Origin of the sequence: Roseomonas sp. KE0001 (genome assembly GCF_016107285.1) — a bacterium.
Taxonomy (GTDB): Bacteria; Pseudomonadota; Alphaproteobacteria; order Acetobacterales; family Acetobacteraceae; genus Pseudoroseomonas.
In genome coordinates, this window is the sequence record NZ_RCVQ01000001.1 from 674166 (window position 1) to 695963 (window position 21798).

The 21798-nt window shown below is 70.7% G+C and carries 19 protein-coding genes and 2 tRNA genes; 13 read left to right on the top strand and 8 right to left on the bottom strand.

What is annotated here, in order from left to right; genetic code table 11:
* Positions 1–6 precede the first annotated feature (6 nt).
* The 5 genes from D9598_RS03160 to msrP all read left to right on the top strand — a co-directional run bounded on the left by D9598_RS03160 (position 7) and on the right by msrP (position 4306).
* Positions 7–585, top strand: coding sequence for a peptidylprolyl isomerase (locus D9598_RS03160; RefSeq protein ID WP_198364921.1), 579 nt, complete (start codon positions 7–9; stop codon positions 583–585).
* A gap of 72 nt (positions 586–657) precedes the next feature.
* Positions 658–730: transfer RNA gene (locus D9598_RS03165), tRNA-Lys, on the top strand.
* A 50-nt stretch (positions 731–780) separates the two neighbouring features.
* Positions 781–1869, top strand: coding sequence for a glycosyltransferase family 2 protein (locus tag D9598_RS03170; protein ID WP_198364922.1), 1089 nt, complete (start codon positions 781–783; stop codon positions 1867–1869).
* On the top strand, positions 1866–3308 hold the full coding sequence (locus D9598_RS03175; RefSeq protein WP_198364923.1) for a glycosyltransferase family 39 protein: 1443 nt from the start codon (positions 1866–1868) through the stop codon (positions 3306–3308). The genes D9598_RS03170 and D9598_RS03175 overlap by 4 nt, the downstream gene beginning before the upstream one ends.
* A gap of 59 nt (positions 3309–3367) precedes the next feature.
* The gene (gene msrP, locus D9598_RS03180; RefSeq protein WP_198364924.1) at positions 3368–4306 is read left to right on the top strand and encodes a protein-methionine-sulfoxide reductase catalytic subunit MsrP; all 939 of its coding nucleotides are present in this window, start codon (positions 3368–3370) and stop codon (positions 4304–4306) included.
* On the opposite strand, the gene D9598_RS03185 is transcribed toward msrP, so the two are convergent.
* From D9598_RS03185 to D9598_RS03210, 6 genes are all read right to left on the bottom strand, one after another.
* Entirely contained in the window at positions 4270–4743 is a 474-nt protein-coding gene (locus D9598_RS03185) for an NUDIX hydrolase (protein ID WP_198364925.1), read from the bottom strand. The genes msrP and D9598_RS03185 overlap by 37 nt on opposite strands.
* Positions 4740–5774 carry a DUF4340 domain-containing protein gene (locus D9598_RS03190; RefSeq protein WP_198364926.1) on the bottom strand — a complete coding sequence of 345 codons (1035 nt, stop codon included), beginning with the start codon at positions 5772–5774 and terminating at the stop codon, positions 4740–4742. The genes D9598_RS03185 and D9598_RS03190 overlap by 4 nt, the downstream gene beginning before the upstream one ends.
* Before the next feature lie 11 nt (positions 5775–5785).
* A complete protein-coding gene (locus tag D9598_RS03195) occupies positions 5786–7735 on the bottom strand; it encodes a Gldg family protein (RefSeq protein WP_198364927.1) in 1950 nt (649 codons plus the stop codon).
* Between the two features lie 3 nt (positions 7736–7738).
* Positions 7739–8470: an ABC transporter permease gene (locus D9598_RS03200; RefSeq protein WP_198364928.1), complete on the bottom strand. Its 732-nt coding sequence runs from the start codon at positions 8468–8470 to the stop codon at positions 7739–7741.
* Complete coding sequence (locus D9598_RS03205) at positions 8470–9198, bottom strand: ABC transporter ATP-binding protein (protein ID WP_198364929.1); 729 nt, start codon at positions 9196–9198, stop codon at positions 8470–8472. Before D9598_RS03205 ends, D9598_RS03200 begins: the two co-directional genes overlap by 1 nt.
* A gap of 96 nt (positions 9199–9294) precedes the next feature.
* Positions 9295–11376, bottom strand: a complete 2082-nt coding sequence (locus tag D9598_RS03210; protein WP_198364930.1) for an ATP-dependent DNA helicase RecG — start codon at positions 11374–11376, stop codon at positions 9295–9297.
* Positions 11377–11410: 34 nt separating this feature from the next.
* Between D9598_RS03210 and D9598_RS03215 the strand changes: the two genes are divergently transcribed.
* Entirely contained in the window at positions 11411–11725 is a 315-nt protein-coding gene (locus D9598_RS03215; protein WP_198364931.1) for a succinate dehydrogenase assembly factor 2, read from the top strand.
* Entirely contained in the window at positions 11722–15183 is a 3462-nt protein-coding gene (mfd, locus tag D9598_RS03220; protein ID WP_232476826.1) for a transcription-repair coupling factor, read from the top strand. The genes D9598_RS03215 and mfd overlap by 4 nt, the downstream gene beginning before the upstream one ends.
* A 12-nt stretch (positions 15184–15195) precedes the next feature.
* Here the strand turns inward: mfd and D9598_RS03225 are convergent, their stop codons facing one another.
* Complete coding sequence (locus D9598_RS03225; RefSeq protein ID WP_198364933.1) at positions 15196–15882, bottom strand: DsbA family oxidoreductase; 687 nt, start codon at positions 15880–15882, stop codon at positions 15196–15198.
* A gap of 138 nt (positions 15883–16020) precedes the next feature.
* On the opposite strand from D9598_RS03225, the gene D9598_RS03230 reads away from it, so the two are divergent.
* Positions 16021–16635: a metal-dependent hydrolase gene (locus D9598_RS03230; RefSeq protein ID WP_198364934.1), complete on the top strand. Its 615-nt coding sequence runs from the start codon at positions 16021–16023 to the stop codon at positions 16633–16635.
* A 101-nt stretch (positions 16636–16736) separates the two neighbouring features.
* On the opposite strand, the gene D9598_RS03235 is transcribed toward D9598_RS03230, so the two are convergent.
* Positions 16737–16826, bottom strand: a tRNA-Ser gene (locus D9598_RS03235).
* A gap of 216 nt (positions 16827–17042) precedes the next feature.
* On the opposite strand from D9598_RS03235, the gene D9598_RS03240 reads away from it, so the two are divergent.
* The 5 genes from D9598_RS03240 to D9598_RS03260 are packed head-to-tail and all read left to right on the top strand — an operon-like array spanning position 17043 to position 21795.
* The gene (locus tag D9598_RS03240; RefSeq protein WP_198364935.1) at positions 17043–18014 is read left to right on the top strand and encodes a lytic transglycosylase domain-containing protein; all 972 of its coding nucleotides are present in this window, start codon (positions 17043–17045) and stop codon (positions 18012–18014) included.
* The gene (locus D9598_RS03245) at positions 18011–18916 is read left to right on the top strand and encodes a septal ring lytic transglycosylase RlpA family protein (RefSeq protein WP_198364936.1); all 906 of its coding nucleotides are present in this window, start codon (positions 18011–18013) and stop codon (positions 18914–18916) included. The genes D9598_RS03240 and D9598_RS03245 overlap by 4 nt, the downstream gene beginning before the upstream one ends.
* Positions 18917–18939: 23 nt before the next feature.
* A complete protein-coding gene (locus tag D9598_RS03250) occupies positions 18940–20151 on the top strand; it encodes a D-alanyl-D-alanine carboxypeptidase family protein (RefSeq protein WP_198364937.1) in 1212 nt (403 codons plus the stop codon).
* 1 nt (position 20152) lies between these two features.
* Complete coding sequence (gene tmk / locus D9598_RS03255) at positions 20153–20794, top strand: dTMP kinase (RefSeq protein WP_198364938.1); 642 nt, start codon at positions 20153–20155, stop codon at positions 20792–20794.
* The gene (locus D9598_RS03260) at positions 20791–21795 is read left to right on the top strand and encodes a DNA polymerase III subunit delta' (protein WP_198364939.1); all 1005 of its coding nucleotides are present in this window, start codon (positions 20791–20793) and stop codon (positions 21793–21795) included. Before tmk ends, D9598_RS03260 begins: the two co-directional genes overlap by 4 nt.
* Positions 21796–21798 lie beyond the last annotated feature (3 nt).

Here is a 21798-nt window from a genome sequence, read left to right on the forward strand (position 1 = left end):
ACACGGATGCGACGCCGCACCCTGCTCGCCAGCACCATAGCCGTCACGGGGATCACCATGACCGAAGCCACGAACGAAGCCGCCGCCGCCCAGGGCGACGACCGCGAGAACACCCTCTATTTCGACCTGAAGGACGGCCGCGTCGCCATCAAGCTGCGCCCCGATCTCGCGCCGCAGCATGTCGATCGCATCAAGACCCTGGTCCGCCAGGGCTTCTATGACGGCACGCCCTTCCACCGCGTGATCGAAGGCTTCATGGCCCAGGGCGGCGACCCGACCGGCACCGGCACGGGCGGCAGCCAGTTGCCCGACCTGCCGGCCGAGTTCAGCCCGCCGGCCAAGGCCCGCTTCCTGCGCGGCGTCTGCGGCATGGCGCGCACCGCCAATCCGAACTCCGCCAACAGCCAGTACTTCATCATGTTCGCGCCGGCGCCCAGCCTGGACGGCCAGTACACCATCTGGGGCCAGGTCGTCTCCGGCATGGAGTTCGTGGACAAGATCAAGCGCGGCGCCGGGCAGAGCGGCATGGTCCGCGAGCCCGACCGTCTGGTGAAGGCGCAGATCGCCGCCGACGTTCCGGCCTGAGCGCGTTGTCGGCCTGACACCTACGACTTGACACTGGAGCCGAGGCCGTCATCTTCCGCCTCGGCCCAGCCTGTGCCCGTAGCTCAGCCGGTAGAGCACGAGACTTTTAATCTTGGGGTCCAGGGTTCGAGTCCCTGCGGGCACATTCCCACCGGCGCTGGCAAGCCCGCCCCAGGGGCGCTAAGCAGCGCGACGATGTCTTCCCCGACCCTCTCCGTCGTTGTTCCCTGCTACAACGAGGCCGAGAATATCGGCCCCATGGTGGCACGCCTGGAGGCAAGCCTTCAGGGCATCGCCTGGGAGGCCATCTTCGTGGACGACAACAGCCCCGATGGCTCTTGGCGCATCGCGCGGCAGATCGCGGACGGCGATCCGCGCATCCGCTGCATCCGCCGCGTCGGGCGGCGCGGGCTCGCCTCGGCCTGTGTCGAGGGCATGCTGTCCTCATCGGCCGAGTACGTGGCCGTCATCGATGGCGATCTGCAGCACGACGAGAGCCTGTTGCCCAGGATGCTGGAGACCCTGCGGCGGGGCGAGGCGGATATCGCCGTGGGCAGCCGCCATGTGGGGGGCGGTGCCGCGACCGAGGGCTTCTCGGCCCTGCGGAGCCGGATCAGCGATGGGGGAAAGGCCCTGGCGCAGATCATCCTTCCCGTGCCGGTGGCCGATCCGATGAGCGGCTTCTTCATGCTGCGCCGCGACCTGATCGAGGACATGGCGCCCCGGCTGACGAACCGCGGCTTCAAGATCCTGCTGGACATCCTGCTCTCCGCGCGGCGGAAGCTGCGCGTCGTCGAGCTGCCTTATGTGTTCCGCCCCCGCCTGGCCGGCGAGTCGAAGCTCGATGCCACGGTCCTGATCGAGTTCCTCACCCTGCTGCTGGACAAGGCGACGGGCGGCTTCCTGCCCCTCCGATTCCTCTCCTTCGCTCTGGTGGGAGGGATCGGGCTCGTGGTCCATCTGGCGGTCCTGTCGCAGGCCCTCCATGTCCTGCCCTTCGCCGGGGCGCAGTGGCTGGCCAGCTTCGTCGCCATGACCGTCAATTTCTGGCTCAACAACCGGATCACCTTCAGCGACGCCCGCCTGCGCAGGAAGGCCCTCTGGCGCGGCCTGCTGCTGTTCTATGTCGTCTGCGGCATTGGCGTGGCGGCCAATGTCGGCGTCGCCAGCCTGCTGTTGCGCGATGAGCTGGCCAACTGGGGCGTGGCGGGCGCGGCGGGCGCGCTGCTGACGCTGGTGTGGAACTACGCGGTATCGGCCACGCTGGTCTGGCGCGCCCGATGAGCCGGCGCTCCTGGCTCATCGCCCTCCTGGGGCTGACGCTGCTGCGCCTTCTCGCCGCCGCCCTCCTGCCGCCGGCCCCGGACGAGGCCTATTACTGGGTCTGGGGGCGCGCCCTGGCGCCTGGCTACTACGACCATCCACCCATGGTCGCGCTCTGGACCGCCCTGGGCAGCCTGCTGGCCGGCGACACGCCCCTCGGCCTTCGCCTGCTCGGCCCTCTGGGCGTAGCGGTGGCCTCGCTTCTGCTGGCGCGGGCGGGCGACCTGCTGTTCCCCGGCCGCCAGGTCGGCCCCTGGGGCGCGGCGGTGCTCAACGCGACGCTGCTCTTCGGCGCCGGCTCCGTGCTGATGACGCCGGACACCCCCTTGCTGGTGTTCTGGTGCGCCGCGATCTGGGCCCTGGCGAAGCTGCGGGCAAGCGGGGAGGGGCGGTGGTGGCTGGCCTTCGGCCTTCTCGCCGGCTGCGCGCTGCTGTCCAAGTACACGGCGGTGCTGCTGGGCGCCGGCGTGCTGATCTGGCTTCTCGTCGAGCCGGGGATGCGGTCCTGGTTCGGCCGCTGGCAGCTCTGGGCCGGCGGCGCCCTGGCCCTCCTCGTCTTCACGCCCGTGATCCTCTGGAACGCCTCGCATGGCTGGGCCAGCTTCGCCAAGCAGGGCGGCCGGGCGGGAAGCGCCGGCACGGGTTCCTCCTGGCGCTACCTGGCGGAGCTGATCGGCGGGCAGGCGGGGTTGGCGACGCCGATTGTCTTCCTGCTCTGCATCGCCGGCACGGCGGCGGCCTGCTCGGCCTGGTATCGTCGCCGGGACGCGAATGCGGGGCTGCTGGCGGCGCTGACCCTGCCGGCGGCGGCGCTCTTCGTCTGGCAGGCGACGGGTAGCCGGGTCCAGGGCAACTGGCCCGCCATCCTCTACCCGACCGCCTGCCTGGCGGCCGCGGCCTGTCTGGGCCCGCGATGGCTCCGTTGGCGCCGCCCGGCCGTGGCGCTCGGCCTGGGCCTGACCGTCCTGGTGCTGGTGCAGGCGGCCTTCGCTCCTTTGCCGCTTCCGCGCCGCAGCGACCCGACACTGGCACGGCTCGCCGGCTGGGCGGAGTTGGCGGAGGAGGCCGAGAGGGCGCGGCGCGGAGCAGGCGCCGCCTTCCTCGCCGCTGAGGAGTACGGGCTGGCCAGCGAGCTTGCCCTGCACCTTTCCGGCGTGCCGGTGATCGCCGTGGGGGACCGCTGGGATCTTTTCGATCTGCCGGCGCCGGTTCCGGGGGAGCAGGGCCTTCTCCTGCGCAGCCTGCGGCGCGACGGCCTCCCGCTCTGGCCCGGTGCCGAGGCCGTGGGCGAGGTCGTTCGCAGCCGGAAAGGTATCCCGGCGGAAGGCTACCGGCTCTACCGGGTCGTGGTGCCCGCCGGTCCGGGGCCGGACATGGTGGTGCTTCCTCAACGCCGCTGAGGCCCTGGTCCTTCGAGGCGGGCCACCCACATGCATCCAACCCAGGGAGGATGCCCGAGATGATGATCCATAGAGCACGTGGCTGGGAACTGCCCGAAACGGCGGTGACGCCGGAGAACTGGGTGCTGGGCCGCCGTCGGGGCCTGGGCCTCGCGGCGGGCCTCATCGCCGGCCTCGGCCTGCCCGCGGCGGCGAGGTCCCAAGGGGGTGCCCCGGTGGCCCGCAATGAGCGTTTCACGCCCGGCCGGGCCCTGACGCCGGAGCGTGAGGCCACCAGCTACAACAACTACTATGAATTCGGCTCCGGAAAGAACGTGAGCTCGGCGGCCGGCCGTCTGCCGCAGCGGCCCTGGACCATCCGGCTGGAAGGTCTGGTGGAGAAGCCCCAGGAACTGGACCTCGACGATCTGCTGAAGCGCGTCTCCCTGGAGGAGCGGGTCCTGCGTCACCGCTGCGTGGAAGCCTGGGCCATGACCGTTCCCTGGACCGGCTTTCCCATGGCCGATCTGGTGCGCCTCGCCGCCCCGACCGCTGCCGCCAGGTTCGTCGTGTTCGAGACGGTGCGCGACACCGCCGTCATGCCGGGGCTGCGGCAGAGCTGGTATCCCTGGCCCTATACCGAGGGCTGCACCATGGCGGAGGCCATGAATGAGCTCTGCTTCCTCGCCGTTGGCCTCTACGGCAAGCCGGTGCCGGCGCAGAATGGCGGGCCGATCCGGGTGCTGTTTCCCTGGAAGTACGGCTTCAAGAGCGGCAAGGCGCTGGCCCGGATCCGCTTCACCGACACGCGGCCGGTCAGCTTCTGGGAGAAGCTGCAGCCCAGCGAATACGGCTTCTGGGCGAATGTGAATCCCGAGGTGTCGCACCCCCGCTGGAGCCAGGCGACGGAGCGCCTGCTGGGCAGCAACGAGCGGGTGCCGACGCGGATCTACAATGGCTATGGCGAGTTCGTCGCCGATCTCTATCGTGGGCTGGACGGAGAGAAGCTTTTCCTCTGATCGGTCTCCGCCAGCCGGCGGCGGCCCTCCTCGATGGCGCGGAGGGCCTCCGACCAGAGGCCCAGCCTGGCCAGCTCGGCGGGGGAGAACCAGCAGGCCTCGCTGACGTCATCCCCGGGAACGACCTGGCCATCCATCCAGCGCCCGGCGAAGTCGATGATGGTGTAGTGGAAGCGGGTGCGGTCCAGATCATCCCGGGCCAGGGCATCGACCACCACGGCCAGGACCAGGGGGCCGACCGTGATGCCGGCTTCCTCCAGAAGCTCCCGCCTCCCGGCCTCCTCCGCCGTCTCGCCCAGATGCTGCGCGCCGCCGGGGATCGACCATTCTCCCTGGCGGGGCGGCTTGCTCCGCCGCACCAGCAGCACCTCCTCGCCGCGGAAGGCGATGACCCCGACCCCGATCCAGGGCCGGTCGGGATATTCTCGGCTGCTCACGGCGCCGGCGCCCGGGCGGGCTCCTGGCGGGCGGGCTCCTCGCGGCGCAGATCCTCCAGCCGGGGCAGGAAAGCCTTGGCCTTCCAGGCACCGACCTGATAGGCCCAGCCACGCCAGCGGGCATTCAGGGCCGCCGCCTCGCCGCCGCCGGAGGCCGCCAGGCGCAACCACACGGCTTCCCCCTCCTGATTCAGGCGGACCTGGATCGCCAGTCCATCCGTCAGCGTGAAGCGGGCTTCCCCCGCTTCCGATCCGGGAATCTCCGCCTCGCGCCGCACATCCGTCAGCGTCAGGAACTCGAAGGCGCCGGCCACATTGTCCAGGCTGCTCTGCTCCGTCGGCGGCGCGTCGGGTGGGGCGACAAGGACGAGGCGCCCATCCGGCCCCTCGCTCCGTGCCAGGACCACGGGCGCCGTGCCCGCGCGTGACACCTCGGCGCGCAGCATGCGCTCGCGCGGGAGACTGGCGAGGTCGCGATCGATCCAGAGCTGGGGGTCGGCGTCGAGCGGCAGGCGGCCTTCGGCCAGCCAGGCCTGATCCTCATTCGGGCGGCGGACATAGACGCTTTCGGGGACATTCCCCTGTGTCCGCACGCGCCGTCGGCCGACCACCAGCTCGGCGATGACCGCGCCCGTCTCGTCCAGCACCCGGAGCAGGGACGCGGTCGAACCCTCCCTGGACGGATCCCGCAAGCCCAGCCGCTCGAACATGGCCGGATCGCTGGTGCGCGGCTCGGTCAGGCGCAGCTCGGTCAGGCCGACCAGGACTTCCCGCACCTTCTCCGGGCGGGCGGGATAACCGGCCTTCTCCGGCAGGACCCAGGCCTCGCCCTGGCGGATTACGCTCAGTCGGCCGTCATGCCGCTCGACCTCGATGCGCGCCGCCGCGGCCAGCCGCGTGGCGAGGTCACGGAACATCAGAGGCGCGGACCCGGTCTCCGGAGGCGGCGGGCCGCTGGAGCCGAGCAGGACGACCGCGCCGGCCGAAAGCGCGGCGGCGCCACTCAGGAGCAGGAGGGATCGGCGTTGCATGGCGTGCTCCCTCAGCCCCGCGCGGCGCTGCGACGGCGGCCCCGGGCCAGGGCGAGGCCAATCGCGAAGAGCGTCAGCAGGATCGGCACCAGGGCGATGTTGAGGACGCGCAGAGTGGTCTCCAGCCGTTCGATGTCACGGCGCAGCTCGAGCTGAACGCCGCGGAGCTGGCCGCGCGTCGCGACGATCTCCGCCCTGGCCTGGTCGATTTCCGCCCTCTGCTCGGGCGTGATGACCGCCTGGGCCTGGCCGCCAGCCGCGCCGGTGCCCTGACGCAACTCGCGCAGGCGGCGCTCCGTGGCCTCCAGCTTGCGGGTCAGGTCCTGTTCGGTCTGCCGGTATCTGGCCTCAGCATCGCGGCGGATCTCCTCCACCACACCGAAGGGGCGCAGCGATTCGCCCCGGGAGCGCAGGCCGATCAGGGCGTCGCCGCCGGCCAGGGTGTCGGTCAGATTGGCCACCAGGGCGCCGTTGTCACTGAAGGGGGTCGCTGTCTGCTGCCCGAGGAAATCCTGGACCTGGACCCAGAAACGGTCCTCCAGCAGATCGGAGTCGTTGGCGACGACGAGATTGGCCGGTCCCTCGCTCTTCTCCAGATGGGCCGGCAGGCCCTCCTCGCGCGCCACACCTTCCGGCAAGGCGGGCGGGCCATCCGGGAAGGCGCTGCGCAGCATGCCACGGACGCGGGCCAGCAGAACGTGTCGCTGGCCGTCGGGGCGGAACTCGGCCAGCAGCCGGGCCGGGTCGGGGCTTTCGCGCACACGGGCCACGTCCACCAGCATCGCGCGGTCGCTGCTGGTGATCAGCGGCGTGAACTCGATCGGGGCGTCCGGCCTGTGCCGCACCTCGCCGGCCGAGGCGAAGGTGACCTGCTGCAGATCGGCCGTGGCCACATCGCTCCGCGTCAGCGAATCGCCGGTGGCGTTGAACCAGGCCAGGTAGTCCACCGCCTGCACGCGATCCTGCGGATTGGCCCGGACGCGCCAGGCACCGCGCTGGTCGAGCACCACCTTGTCGCGCGGCGTCTCGATGCCCCAGGCATTCAGCAGGCGGTCCAGGCCCGATGCCGTGTCCCGCACCGGCTGCCCGTTCGGGCCGGGACGCGAGGCCTGGCTCTCGCTGTGCGGATCGGTCATCGCGAAGAGCTTGCCGCCGCGCATGACGAACTGATCGATGGCGTAGAGCATCGCCTCCGGCAGGTTCTGCGGCTGCGCGACGATCAGCACCTCGACATCGGGATCGATCCGCTGCGTCTCGGGCGCGATCTCGCGCAGGGAGAAGAACTGCCTGAGCTGGTTGGCGATGACGAAGGGCTGGCCGGCGCCCGGCACGCGCATCATCAGCGCGCGGGGGTCGCCATTCAGGGGCAGTGCCGAAAGCAGTCCCACCACCGGCCGCCGGGGGTTGGACAGTTCGTAGATCAGCCGCGTCAGATCGTATTCCAGGAACCGCTCGCGTTCGGGCTGCAGGAACGGCAGCACGCGTTCGTCGTCGATCAGGTTGGTTCCGGCGATGCCGAAATAGACCTGCTCTCCCGTCTGGTCGATCGGCACGCCCTGGATGCCGTAGGAGAGGGCGCGGTCCTCCGTCTCGCTGAAGGGCTCGGGGTCCAGGAACTCCAGCCGCAGCCTGCCGTCCGATGCGCTGGCATATTCCTGCAGCATCTCGCGCACCCTGTCGGCATAGGCGCCGAAGACCGGCGCGGCGCCGCCGAGCTGCCGCGAATAGAACAGCCGCAGCGTGATGGGATCCCGCAGGCCGGACAGCACCTGCCGGGTTCCGTCCGAGAGCGTGTAGAGATGCTGCTGGGTCAGATCGAGCCGGGCATGAGGAAGCAGCCGCGCGGCCAGCAGATTCACCGACACGGCCAGCACCAGGGCCGCCGCCAACCCGGCCAGGGAGTAGAGCAGCCGGCCGGAAGCGAGGGGCGGGGCGGCGGGGGAAGGGGAGGTCCGGGGCATCGTTCAGTCGGCCTTCCGGTGATCGACGGCCAGGGTGTTGGCGAAGAGCCAGAAGCCGATGAAGGTGCCGAAGAAGATCAGATCGCGCAGGGCGACGATGCCGCGCGAGAGGTCGCCGAGGCGTTCGGTGACGGAGATGCCGCGCGCGATCTCCGCCATGACGGGGATGCGGCGCGACAGGAAATCCGTGACGACCGGGCTGCCCGAGGCGGCGAACAGGAAGCAGACCGCGACGGCCAGCACGAAGGCGACGACCTGGTTCTTGGTCAGCGCGGAGATGGCGGCACCGATGGAGAGATAGGCCCCGGCCACGAGAAGGCAGCCGATGTAGCCGGTGGCGATGACGCCATTGTCGGGCCGCCCGAGATAATTGACCGTCAGCACCAGGGGGAAAGTCAGCGCCAGCGCGATGCCGCAGAACAGCCAGGCCGCCAGGAACTTGCCCAGCACGGCCTGCCACTGCGTGACGGGCAGCGTCAGCAGGAGCTCGATGGTGCCGAGGCGGCGCTCCTCGGCCCAGAGCCGCATGGTGAGGGCCGGCACCAGGAAGAGGAACAGCCAGGGCACGAAGCCGAAGAAGGGCTGCAGATCCGCCGTTCCGCGGTCGAAGAAGTTGCCGAGGGTGAAGGTCAACGTGCCGGACATCACGAGGAAGATGACGATGAAGACATAGGCGACGGGGGTGGCGAAGTAGCCGGCCAGCTCCCGCCGGGCGATGGTCAGCGCGCCCGCCATCACGGCGCCTCCTGCGACAGGGTCAGCTCGCGGAAGACGGCATCCAGCGAGGGGCCGCGCCGGGCCAGCTCCGCGGGCGTCGCATCCGCCAGCAGGCGCCCGCGCGCGATGATGATGGCGCGCGTGCAGATCGCCGAGACCTCCTCGAGGATATGGGTCGAGATGATGATGGCCTTGCTCGGCGCCATCTGTCCGATCAGGCGGCGCACCTCATGCTTCTGGTTGGGGTCGAGGCCATCGGTAGGCTCGTCCAGCACCAGCACCGGCGGATCGTGCAGCAGCGCCTGGGCCAGGCCGACGCGGCGCTTGAAGCCCTTGGACAGGGTCTCGATGGGCTGCAGTCGCACGCCCTCCAGCGTGGTCAGCCGCATGGCATGGGCCACGCGCTCGCGTTCCTCGCCGCCGCGGTAGCCGCGGATGCGCGCGACGAAGCCCAGGAAGGACTGCACCGTCATCTCGGGATAGGTGGGCGCGCCCTCAGGAAGATAACCGAGTTGCCGCTTGGCTTCGACAGGCCGGGCGACGACATCCTCGCCGCAGATCCGCGCCGCCCCCGCGCTCGGCGTCACGAAGCCGGCGAGCATCTTCATGGTGGTCGATTTGCCGGCGCCGTTCGGTCCGAGGAAGCCCAGCACCTCGCCACGGGCGACCTGGAAGGACACGTTGTCCACGGCGGTGAAGGTACCGAAGCGCTTGGTCAGACGGTCGATCTCGATGAGTGCGGACAACCGCGCATACCCCCTGCAGGACCGGATGCCGGTCCGGTTTAATCGTGGCAGGAGGGTTTGCAAGCCCCGGCGCTGTATCGGATTGTCGCGGCGGACTCAGCCCGCGGCGAGCGGAGCGAGGGTGAGGTCATGGCCGAACAGGGCCAGCAGCATCCGGGCCGCGCGCCCGCGCGGCGTGGCCCGCAGCTCCGGGTCCTTCTCCAGCAGCAGCGCGGCGTCCTGATGGGCCATGCGGATCATGCCGCCGTGGCGCTGCGGATCGGCGATGCGGCGGCCCAGGCGGCCAGCCTGGCGAAGGCCGAGGGCATCGCCGCCGCCGCGGTGGTCGAGATCGGCGTCGGCGATGACGAAACCGTCCTGCGTGTCCCGGAGCACGGCCAGCCGGCGCTGCTCGGATTCGTTCAGCTCGGCGGAGGGGAGCAGCAGGCAGAAGGACTGCGCCGGACCGCGGCCCACGCGGCCACGCAACTGGTGAAGGGCGGCGAGGCCGAAACGCTCGGCTTGTTCGATGATCATGATGGTGGCGTCCGGCACGTCCACACCGACCTCGACCACCGTCGTGGCAACCAGGAGCTGCGCGCGGCCGGAGGCGAAGTCCTGCAGGGCGGCCTCGCGGACCTCCAGCTTCTGGGCGCCGTGGGCCAGGCGGACCTTGTCGCCGAACAGGGCGGCCAGCTCGGCGAAGGTGGTCTCCGCGGCGGCGTTGTCGTGTCTCTCGCCTTCCTCCACCGCCCGCACCACCCAGTAGGCCCGGTGCCCGGCGGCGAAGGCGGCGCGCAGCCGCGCCGTCAGCTCCGCGCGCCGCTCGCGGCTGATGATTCGCGTCACGATGGGCTGCCGTCCGGCGGGCCGGCCCTCAAGCCGGCTGACCGCCATGTCTCCCCATTGCGTCAGTAGCAGCGTGCGGGGGATCGGGGTCGCGGTCATGACCAGGACATCGGTCGTGCCCTTCTCGGCCAGGGCCAGGCGCTGCGCCACGCCGAAGCGATGCTGCTCGTCCACAACCACAAGGCCGAGGTCATGAAAGGCCACCCCCTCCTCGATCAGCGCGTGGGTGCCCACGACCAGGGGGAGATCACCCCGGGCCAACCCTTCGAGCACCTGCCGCCGCGCCTTGCCCTTGACCGAGCCGGCGAGCAGCGCGCAGGGCACCCGCGCCGCGCCCGCCAGCTTCTCCAGCGTCCTCAGATGCTGCCGGGCCAGCAGCTCGGTGGGCGCCATCAGCGCCGCCTGGGCGCCGCCCTCGACGGCACGCAGCATGGCCAGCACGGCAACCAGCGTCTTGCCGGCGCCGACATCGCCCTGCAGCAGGCGGAGCATGCGCCGCGGCGCCGCCAGGTCGGCATCGATCTCCGCCAGGGCCCGCTCCTGCGCGGCGGTGGGCGGGAAGCCGAAGGCCTTCAGGGCGGCCTCCCGGAGCAGGCCGCTGCCGATCAGGGCACGCCCCGGGCGGTGCAGGACGGTACGGCGCACCAGGCCGACGGCGAGCTGTCCGGCCAGCAGCTCGTCATAGGCCAGCCGCTCGCGCGGTGCCTCGGGAGGCGGCTCGTCCGGCATCTGCAGGGCGCGCAGGGCCTCGCCGAAGGCAGGCCAGCGGCGCCGTGCCAGGAGGTTGCGATCCTGCCATTCGGGCAGGTCGGGCAGGGCCCCGCACACCTCCGCCATGGCGCGCCCGACATCCCGCTGACCGAGGCCGCGCACCAGCGGCCAGATGGGCTGGATCTCGGGAATGTCGTCGGGCGGAGAGACGAAGTCGGGGGCCTCCATCTGCCAGCGGTCTCGGAAGCGCTTCATCCGCCCGGACACGCGACGGACCGCGCCCTCCGGATAGGTGCGGCCGAGCCAGGCGCCGAGCCAGGAGCGCCGGCCAAAATAGATCAGGTCGAGAAGGCCGGCCGGCGACTCGCAGCAGACCGACCAGGGCTGCGTCGGGCTGCGGGGCGGCTGGACGCTGAGCACCCGGACCTCCAGCGTGGCGACGTCGCCTTCCTGCGGCAGGCTCGCCCGGCGGTCCTGGTAGCGTTCCGGCATGTGGAAGAGCAGGTCGATCAGCCTGTCGCCCTCGACGGCCTGGGCCAGGCGCTTCCGTTTCTCCTCCGGCAAGGGCAGGCTGGACAGCGGCGCCAGGAGCGGCGCCGCCGGATACAGTTCGGCCTCTTGGGCTGACATGATTCCCATCAGCCTCTATATGCCAGCCTGATAAGGCGCCGACATGTCCCTGACCGAAAACACCACCCCCGAGCTGACCCCCCGCCGCCGCCGCCTGCTGTTCCGGGCTCACCATCGCGGCACGAAGGAGACCGACCTGATGGTCGGCGGCTTCGTGGCGCGCCATATCGCCGTCTTCACCGACCCGGAGCTGGACGAGCTGGAGGCGGTGCTCGACCATCTCGATGTCGACCTGGCCGATTGGCTCAGTGGCCGCCGGCCCATCCCTCCGGAGGTCATGACGCCGATGATGGCGCGGATGCGGGAGGAATGCTCCCGCACCGGCGCCGGCGTGCCGGAGGCCGCGCGCCGCGCATGACCGCATTGACCGTCTACGGCGCTCCCGAGGGTTTCGACGCCCTTCTGCTGTCCCGCCGCAGGCGGGAGTTTTCCGGACCGGTGCTGCATGTCTGCCGGGACGATGCGCGCATGGCCCGGATGCAGGAGGGGCTCGGCTTCTTCGCGCCGGAGATCGAGGTGCTGCGCCTACCGGCCTGGGATTGCCTGCCCTATGACCGGGTCTCGCCGCATGCCGAACTCGTGGCCGAGCGCGTCGCGACGCTGACCCGGCTGCTGGAAACCGGGCAGCGGCCCAGGCTCGTGCTGACCACCGTGAATGCCCTGGTGCAGCGCATTCCGCCGCCCGCGGTCTTCGCGGACGCGACGCTGCTGCTGCGCCGTGGCGGCCGCATCGCGCCCGAGCGGCTGGCCGGCTTCCTGGAGGCCAATGGCTATGGCCGGGTGGCGACCGTGATGGAGCCGGGCGAGTACGCCGTGCGCGGTGGCATCGTCGATCTCTATCCGGCCGGTGAAGCGGAGCCGGTTCGCCTGGACCTCTTCGGCGACGAGATCGAGAGCCTGCGCCATTTCTCCACCGAGACGCAACGAAGCGGCGCGGTCCTGCAGGAGCTCTGGCTGCGGCCGGTTGGCGAGGTCTTCCTCGACGAGGCCTCGATCGCGCGCTTCCGGACCGGCTACCGGGACCTCTTCGGCCCGGCCTCCGGCGAAGACCCCCTCTACGTCTCGATCTCCGCCGGCCGGCGCCACCCCGGCATGGAGCATTGGGCGGCGCTGTTCCATGAGAGCATGGCGACGCTGCTCGACTACATGCCCGGCGCCTCCGTCAGCCTGGACCACCAGGCCGGGGACGCGCTCGAGGCCCGGCTCGAGATGATCGAGGATCACTATCAGGCGCGGCGCGGCCCGTCCCGCGAGGGGGAGGTGCCTTATCGGCCGGTGCCGCCGGGCCGGCTCTACCTCAGCCGCGCCGACTGGGATGCCATGCTGTCGGGCGGCCCGCTGCTCTCCTTCAGCCCTTTCCCCCGGCCCGAGGGCGCGGAGGGTATCGAGGCCGGAGGGCGGCCAGGGCGCCTCTACGCGGAGGCGCGGGCCTCGGGGCAGAATGTCTTCACCGCCTTCCGCGAGCAGGCCGAGAGCCTGGCGCGGAGCGGCCACCGCCCGCTCGTCGCCGCCTGGACCCGGGGCTCGCGGGACCGGTTGGGCAACCTGCTGCGCGAGAATGGCGTGACCGCGCAGCCGGTGGAGGACTGGGCGGCGGCCCGGCGCCTGCCGGCCGGCATGATCGGCCTCGTCGTCTATGGCCTGGAGCGCGGCTTCGTCGGGCCGGGCCCGGAAGGCGGCAAGGGCGGCGCCATCGCCGTCACCGGCGAGCAGGATCTTCTCGGCGAGCGCATCGCCCGGCCGCCGCGGCGCCGCAAGCGGGCGGACCAGTTCATCGCCGATGCCACCGAGATCGCCGAGGGCGACCTGGTCGTGCACCAGGAGCATGGCATCGGCCGCTATGACGGCCTGGCGACCATCGAGGTCTCGGGCGCCCCGCATGACTGCCTCCGCCTGGTCTATGACGGCGGCGACAGGCTGTTCCTGCCGGTCGAGAACATCGAGCTGCTGTCGCGCTTCGGCAGCGACACCGCCGGGGCGACGCTGGACAAGCTGGGCGGCACCTCCTGGCAGAACCGCAAGGCCAAGGCCAAGCAGCGGATCGCCGACATGGCGGGCCAGCTGATCCGGGTCGCGGCGGAGCGCAAGGTCAAGGAAGCCCATCTGGCCACCCCGCCCGAAGGGGCCTGGGACGAGTTCTGCGCGCGCTTCCCCTTCGCCGAAACCGAGGATCAGCAGCGCGCCATCGCCGATGTGCTGGAGGATCTGTCGGCCGGCCGGCCCATGGACCGCCTGATCTGCGGCGATGTCGGCTTCGGCAAGACGGAAATCGCCCTCCGGGCCGCCTTCGTCGTCGCCATGACCGGCGCGCAGGTGGCCGTGGTGGTGCCGACCACTCTTCTCTCGCGCCAGCATTTCCGCACCTTCACCGCCCGCTTCGCGGGATTGCCGATCAAGGTCGCCCAGCTCTCCCGCATGGTCACGGCGAAGGAGGCGGCGGCGGTCAAGGCCGGGCTCGCCGACGGCTCCATCAACATCGTGGTCGGCACGCATGCCTTGCTGGCCAAGGGCATCGACTTCGCCGACCTCGGCCTCGTCATCGTCGATGAGGAGCAGCATTTCGGCGTGGCGCACAAGGAGAGGCTCAAGGCGCTGCGGGCCGATGTCCATGTCCTGACGCTGACGGCGACGCCGATTCCGCGGACGCTGCAGCTGGCGCTCACGGGGGTGCGGGAGATGAGCGTCATCGCCACGCCGCCGGTCGACCGCCTGGCGGTACGCACCTTCATCATGCCCTTCGATTCGGTCGTCATCCGCGAGGCGATCCAGCGCGAGCGCTTCCGTGGCGGGCAGATCTTCTGCGTGGTGCCACGCCTGGAGGACCTGCCGAGAATGGCCGCCCGCCTGGCCGAGATCGTGCCGGAGGCGCGCACGGTGCAGGCGCATGGGAGGCTGACCCCGACCGAGCTCGAACGCGTCATGACCGAGTTCGGCGACGGCAAGTACGACATCCTGCTGGCGACCAACATCGTCGAGAGCGGGCTCGACATGCCCGCGGTCAATACTCTCATCATCTATCGCGCCGACATGTTCGGTCTGGCGCAGCTTTACCAGCTTCGCGGCCGGGTGGGCCGGGGCAAGCTGCGTGGCTATGCCTATCTGACCTGGCCGGCGGCGCAGCGCCTTTCGGGCTCGGCGGAGAAGCGCCTGGCGGTGATGCAGACGCTGGACAATCTCGGCGCCGGTTTCACGCTGGCCAGCCATGACCTCGATATCCGCGGTGCCGGCAATCTGCTCGGCGACGAGCAGTCGGGTCATATCCGCGAGGTCGGCATCGAACTCTACCAGCAGATGCTGGAGGAGGCGGTGGCGACCATCAAGGCGGGGCAGGGGCGCCGGGATGAGGAGGATCGCGAGTGGACGCCGCAGATCAATCTCGGCCTGCCGGTCCTCATCCCCGAGAGCTACGTGGCCGACCTGCCGGTGCGTCTCGGTCTCTACCGGCGCATCGGTGCCCTGGCGGGCGAGGCCGAGGTCGAGGCCATGGCGGCCGAGCTCGCCGATCGCTTCGGCCCGCTTCCGGCGGAGGTCGAGAACCTGCTTCAGGTCGTCTCCATCAAGCACCTCTGCCGGCAGGCGGGTGTCGAGAAGCTTGATGCCGGGCCGAAGGGCATTGTCCTGACCTTCCGCCAGAACCGTTTCGCCAATCCGGGCGGGCTGGTGAACTGGGTGACAGCCCAGAAGGGGCTGGTGAAACTGCGGCCGGACCACAAGCTGGCCATGGTGCGGGAAATGGACCTGAAGACGCGCGTCCGTACCGCGAAGGACATGCTGGCCGCGCTGGCCGGCGTCGCGGCGCAGGGGCGCGCCGCCTGACACCGGCTTGCCTCAGAACTCCATCGCTTCGGCCAGGGCCACGTCCAGCAGGCGCCCCAGGACTTCCGGCTCCTGGGCGCCGGCGATGGCGTGGCTCGACCCGATGCCGCCGCCTCCGGAAATCACGAAGCAAGGGACCCCATTGATGCCGAGGCGATGGGCCCGGAGGTTCTCCGCATGGACCGCCTCCACCTCCAGGCCGGTCGCGAGAAACCGCAGGACGGTGCGCTGGTCGAGCCCGTAGCGCTCACCCAGCCGGGCCAGGACCTCGTGGTCACCGATGTCGGCGCCCTCGCTGAAATGCGCCGTGAACAGCCCATCCACCAGCGCATCGGCAATGCCGTGCTGCCCCGCCAAGCGGACCAGGCGGTGCGCGTCGACGGAGGAGGGGACGCGGCGGATGCGTTCGAAACGGAAATCGATGCCTTCCGGCCGGCCCAGCTCCGTCATGGTGGCGTGCAGCCGGCGCATGCGCTCCTCGCTGCCGAAGCGGCGGGCGGCCTGCTCGTGCCGATGGCCCGCCCCGGCACCCAGCTCCGGATTCAGCAGGAACGGACGCCAGCGCACCGTCGTCAGGATATCGGCGCGCCGGGCCAGCATGCGTCGCAGCCGCCTGGCGCCCAGGAAGCACCAGGGGCAGACGAGATCATAGACGACCTCGATATCGAGGTGGCCGCGATTGGAGGAGACGAGATTCACGCCGCCAATATAGACCCTCAGGCCGCCAAAGCATCCCTGAGGCGGGTCTGAGCCACAGAATCCCTTGGAATCAGTCTTGTACCCTTGATTCCTGACTCCTAGTTTGAGTTTGCATCGTCAAGGGGTTGTCCGGCTGTCATGATGGCGGGCTCGCATGTCGCTCTGGGTGCGGCCGCCTGGATGCTGGCGGCGCCCAGGCTGGGTCTGCCGGCCCTGGATCCGGCCCTGCTCGGCCTGGCCGTGGCGGGGGCGCTGGCGCCGGATATCGACCATCCGAAATCCTGGGTGGGCCGGCGATTGTGGTTCATCTCCCGCCCCTGTGCCGCGATCTTCGGCCACCGGGGAATGACCCATTCGCTGCTGGCGCTCCTCGCCTGTCTTGCCGTGTTGCTGCGCCATGACGTGCCTTTCGTCGTCGCGGCGCCCTTGGCGGTCGGCTATGTCTCTCATCTGGCGGCAGACCTGCTGACGCCCGGTGGCCTCCGCCTCGCCTGGCCTTTCAAGGGCACCTATGCCTTGCCGCTGTGCCGGACCGGTTCGCCCTTCGAGCCGCTGATCGTGGCTGTGATCCTGTCATGGTCCTGGGGCGGCTTGGCTGAACGGAGTACGATCCGCGCGGACTGGGCCGCCGGCGGGATCTGCCATCTCGCCGGCGCCGTCCTGCCGTCCTTCTGCGCGGAGGCGGCCTCCGTCCTGGCCGACGGCACGCAGCGCCTGGCGACCCTTGGCGGCGCCCTCCTGCGAGCGCCCTGACCGGCCGGAAAGGCGGGGGATGGGACCAGCGCCGAACGGATGACCGTGGATTATCGCCCTGAGGGGTCTCATCGGCATCGTGGAGGGCTAGGGGCGGCGTCTGGCGGATGGGGTGGGATTCGAACCCACGGTAGAGTTACCCCTACGGCGGTTTTCAAGACCGCTGCCTTAAACCACTCGGCCACCCATCCGTCTGCGGACGCGATGTCGCATCGTCCCGCACGCGCCGTTAGCGCTCTCGCTGCCTTAAGGGAAGTGGGATGCGGCCACAGGGAGCCGCTTCCGACACAATTTGATGCGAAATCGCAATGAACTTGGTCAACTCTCTTTCGCCCTTAAGTAACAGGAGCCGCAGCGCATGACGCCAGCGGTTGCAGTCCGGCGGGCCCTCATGGCACCTCTCGCGCATGGTCAGTCGTCGTTTCCTCCTCTCCCGAGTCGCCGCCCTCCCTGCGCTTGCCGCAACCGGTGCGCAGGCCGCCACCTCCAGCTTCGAGGCCTTCATGGCTGAGGTCGCGTCGGATGCCCGGCGTGCGGGGATCTCGCAATCCGTGCTGCAAAGGGCCCTGACGGGGATACGACCGAACGAGAAGGTGCTTGAGCTTGACCGGCGCCAGCCCGAGTTCACGCTGACCTGGGAGCAGTACCGGGACAGCCGGCTTTCCGCCCAGCGCATCGAGCGTGGCCGGCAGGCCTTCCAGGACAACCAGGCGCTTCTGGATGCCATCTGGCAACGCTACCAGGTGTCTCCCCGCGTGGTCGTCGCCGTCTGGGGCCTGGAGACGAACTATGGCGGCTTCACCGGCACCTTCAACGTGATCGAGGCCCTGGCCACGCTGGCCTGGGACGGGCGGCGTCACGATTTCTTCCGTGGCGAGCTGATGGCGGCCCTGCGGATCCTGCAGGCGGGGGATGTCACGCCGGAGCGGATGCGGGGCAGCTACGCGGGCGCCATGGGGCACCCGCAGTTCATGCCCTCGAGCTTCGAGCGTCTCGCCGTGGACTTCGATGGCGATGGCCGGCGCGACATCTGGGACAACCGGGCCGATGCCCTGGCCTCCATCGCCAATTATCTCGGCCGCAATGGCTGGCGCGGGGACGAGCGCTGGGGGCGTGAGGTCCTGCTGCCCTCGGGCTTCGATCGCGGGCAGGCCGGCCGCGGCACGCGCCGCCCGCTGCGCGACTGGGTGCAGGCCGGGGTCCGGGCCAGCGACGGCACGCCCCTGCCGCCGCTGGACATGGCCACCTCTATCCTGTTGCCCGGCGGGGCGGGCGGGCAGGCCTTCGCGGTCTACCAGAACTTCAACGTGATTCGTCGATACAATCCCTCCGACTACTACGCCCTCGCCGTCGGGCTATTGTCCGATCTCGTGGCATGAGGCGCCGCGCCGTCCTCGGCATGGGCCTGGCGCTGCCGGTGCTGGTCACGGCCTGCCATCGGCCTCCCGCGCCATCGGGTCCGGCGGCAGGCGGCCGCTATCTGATCGGCGGGGCCTACCAGATGGGCGGGGTCTGGTCCTATCCGAAGGAGGATTTCGGCCTGCAGGAGACCGGCCTGGCGAGTGTCGTGGCCGATCCGCGTGCCGGGCGGCGAACCGCCAATGGCGAGGTCCATGATCCAGCCCTCCTGACGGCGGCGCACCGGACCCTGCAGCTGCCGGCCATCCTGCGGGTGACCAATCTCGAGAATGGGCTCAGCCTCCTGGTGCGGGTGAATGACCGGGGGCCGGAGCATCCGGGGCGGGTGCTGGAGCTGTCCCGCCGCGCCGCGGATCTGCTTCGCATTCCGGCGGCGGGCGGGGCGCAGATCGCCCTGGCGGTCGAGCCGGGGCTGTCGCGCGCCCTGTCCGCCACGTCGCCGCAGGATGTCTCCACTGTTCTGGCTGTCGCCACGGCGCCCCGCGGGGCGCTGGAAGGCGAGGCGCTGGCACCGCTGCCAGGCACCCGGAGCCAGGCCGGCCCGGCCGCGTCTCCGCCGGGCCGCCGCGCGGCGGAGGAGGTGGCGGCTCCCGCGCCGCCGCCGCTCCGGCTGCCGGAGGAGGTCGCCACGCTGCCGCCCCGTCCCGGCCGGATGGTCATCCAGGCGGGCACCTTCTTCAATCGGGCCGACGCCCAGCGGCAGGCGGCGCGGATCGGCGCCCGGGTCGAGAGCCATGGCCCGTCCCGCCGGCCCGAATACCGTGTCCGCCTTGGCCCCTATGCATCCGTCGCGCAGGCGGATACAGCGCTCGAGGCCGTGCTCCGGTCCGGCCTGTCCGAAGCCCGCATCCTGATCGACTGAGCCCCATGAGGAGAATCCCCGCCATGCCGCTTCGCCGCGAGTTGCTGGGCGGTGCCGGCGCGGTTGTCGCCGCCGGCGCGCTGACCACCACCGGTGCGGGAGAGGCCCTGGCGCAGCGCCGCCCGGCCGCGCGACCGGCCCCGCCGCCGACCAGCCCGGCGACCACGCCTCTCGGGCCGGTGGATACGCAAGCCCGGCAGGCCCTCATCATCGACGCTGATACCGGCGCGGTGCTGCTCGAGAAGAACGCGGATGAGTTGATGCCGCCTTCCTCGATGTCGAAGCTGATGACGATGTACGTCGTCTTCGACCTGCTGAAGCAGGGGCGGCTGCGCTGGGACCAGGAGCTGCCGGTCAGCGAGCGCGCCTGGCGCATGGGCGGCTCCAAGATGTTCGTCGAGCTCGGCAGCTCCGTCAGTGTCGAGAACCTGGCACGGGGTGTGATCATCCAGTCGGGCAATGATGCCTGCATCGTCCTGGCCGAGGGCATCAGCGGCAGCGAGCAGCAGTTTGCCGAGCTTCTGAACGAGTACGGCAAGCGGATCGGCCTAAAGGACAGCCACTTCCGCAACGCGACCGGCTGGCCCGACCCCGAGCACCGCATGACGGCGCGCGACCTGGCGATCCTGGCCAGCCGCCTGATCCACGATTTCCCGGACGCCTTCCGCTTCTACAGCGAGCGCTCCTTCCGCTGGCACGACATCAACCAGGAGAACCGCAATCCGCTGCTGGGCCGCGTCGCGGGCGCCGACGGGCTGAAGACCGGGCATACGGAGGATGCGGGCTACGGGCTGACCGGCACCGCCAAGCGGGGCGACCGGCGACTGATCCTGGTGGTCAACGGCCTGAACTCGATGCGCGCGCGGGCCGAGGAGTCCGAGCGGCTGATGGAATGGGGCTTCCGGGAGTTCGAGAACGTCGTGCTGTTCCGCGCCGCCGATACGGTGGAGGAGGCGCCTGTCTATCTCGGTGACAGGCCGACAATCCCCCTGGTCGGCGGCAAGGATCTGGTGCTGACGCTGCCGCGGCAATGGCGGCGCAGCCTGACGGTGAAGCTGCGGTATGACAGTCCTCTGCAGGCTCCGGTGGCCAAGGGGCAGGAGGCTGGCCAGCTGGAAGTCTCCGGCCAGGGCGTACCGCCCATGGTCCTGCCGCTCTATGCCGGGGCGGATGTCGCGAAGCTCGGCCTGGTGCAGCGGATTCCGGCGGTTCTCGGCCGCCTGATCTCAGGCTGAGGTGGGGCGGCCCGCGGCGCGATCGGCCTTCATCACGCTGGAAGGCGGCGAGGGCGCCGGAAAGACCACCCTGTCCGGCGGCCTGGCTCGAGCATTGGCGGAGGCCGGCCTGCCGGTGCTGAGGACCCGGGAGCCGGGTGGCGCTCCGGGTGCCGAGGTGCTGCGCGCGCTTCTGCTGCAGGGTAGCGTGGACTGGGATCCGGTCGCGGAAGCCATGCTGATGTTCGCCGCCCGGCGGGAGCACCTGGAGAAGACCATCCGTCCCGCCCTAGCGGCCGGGATCTGGGTGGTCTGCGACCGCTTCGCCGATTCCACCCTGGCCTATCAGTGCCATGGGCATGGCCTCGACCTGTCCCTGTACCGGAAGCTGTCCGATGTGGCCCTCGGGGACTTCCGGCCCGACCTGACGCTGGTGCTCGACCTGCCGCCGGCGGAAGGCATGCGCAGGGCCCTGTCGCGTGGCCTGCCCGATCGGTTCGAGCGCCTGGGCGCCCCCTTCCACGCCCGTGTCCACGCCGCCTTCCGGGCCATCGCCACGGCGGAGCCGGACCGCTGCCAGATCCTGGATGCGCGGCAGCCGGCCGAGGCGCTGCGGCGGGAGGCCATGGCCGTCCTCGCGGATCGGCTCGGGGCACCGCTGTGATCCCCCCGGAGGCGCGGGCCAATCCTGACCTGTACGGCCACGACGCCGCCATGGCGGCACTGGAGGCGGCGGGCCGGGGAGGACGGTTGCACCATGCCTGGCTGATCTCGGGGCCGCAGGGCACCGGCAAGGCGACGCTGGCCTATCGTTTCGCGCGATGGCTGCTGGCCGGCCGTCCGCCCTCCTCGCCGCCGCTCCACCTGCCGCCGCAGGATGCGGTCTTCCGCCGTGTCGCCGCCGGCGGGCATGCCGACCTGCGCGTGCTGGCGCCGAATGCGGGGGAGCGGGGCGTGAAGCTGATGATCCGGGTGGACGAGGTTCGCCAAGTGCCGCGCTTCCTGGGCCTGACGGCGGCGGAAGGCGGCTGGCGGATCGTCGTCATCGAGCAGGCCGAAGCGATGAACCCGGAGGCGCAGAACGCCCTGCTGAAGACCCTGGAGGAGCCGCCCAGCCGCAGCCTGCTGCTGCTGACCACCGCCGCGCCGGACCGCCTCCTGCCCACGATCCGCAGCCGCTGCCGCCGGATCGAGCTGTTCCCCCTGCCTCCGGCCGAGATGGAGGCCGTCCTCTCGGCCTGGCTGCCCGACCTGCCGGAGGCTGAGCTTCAGCTTCTGGCGCGGATCTCCGGTGGCGCGCCAGGACGTGCGCTCCGGCTGTTCGAGGAGGACGGGCTGACGCTCCAGCGCAGCGTCGAGACGGTCCTGCATGGCCTTCCCGATCTGGACGGGCGGCAGTTGCATGCCCTGGCCGACAGCCTGGCGGCACGCAGGGACGGCAGCGCCTTCGGCACCTTCATCACCCTGCTGCGCGATGCCCTGGGCTCGGCCATCCGCGAGGCCGCGCGGGGAGGGGAGGCGCCGGCCTTCATCGCCGCCCGCCCGCTTGCCGACTGGGCCTCGCTGTGGGACACCCTTGGCCGCCTGGCCGACGAGACGGAAGCCCTGAATCTCGACCGCAAGCAGGCGGTCCTGACCGGCCTGACGCAGCTGACCTCGCGTTGAGGA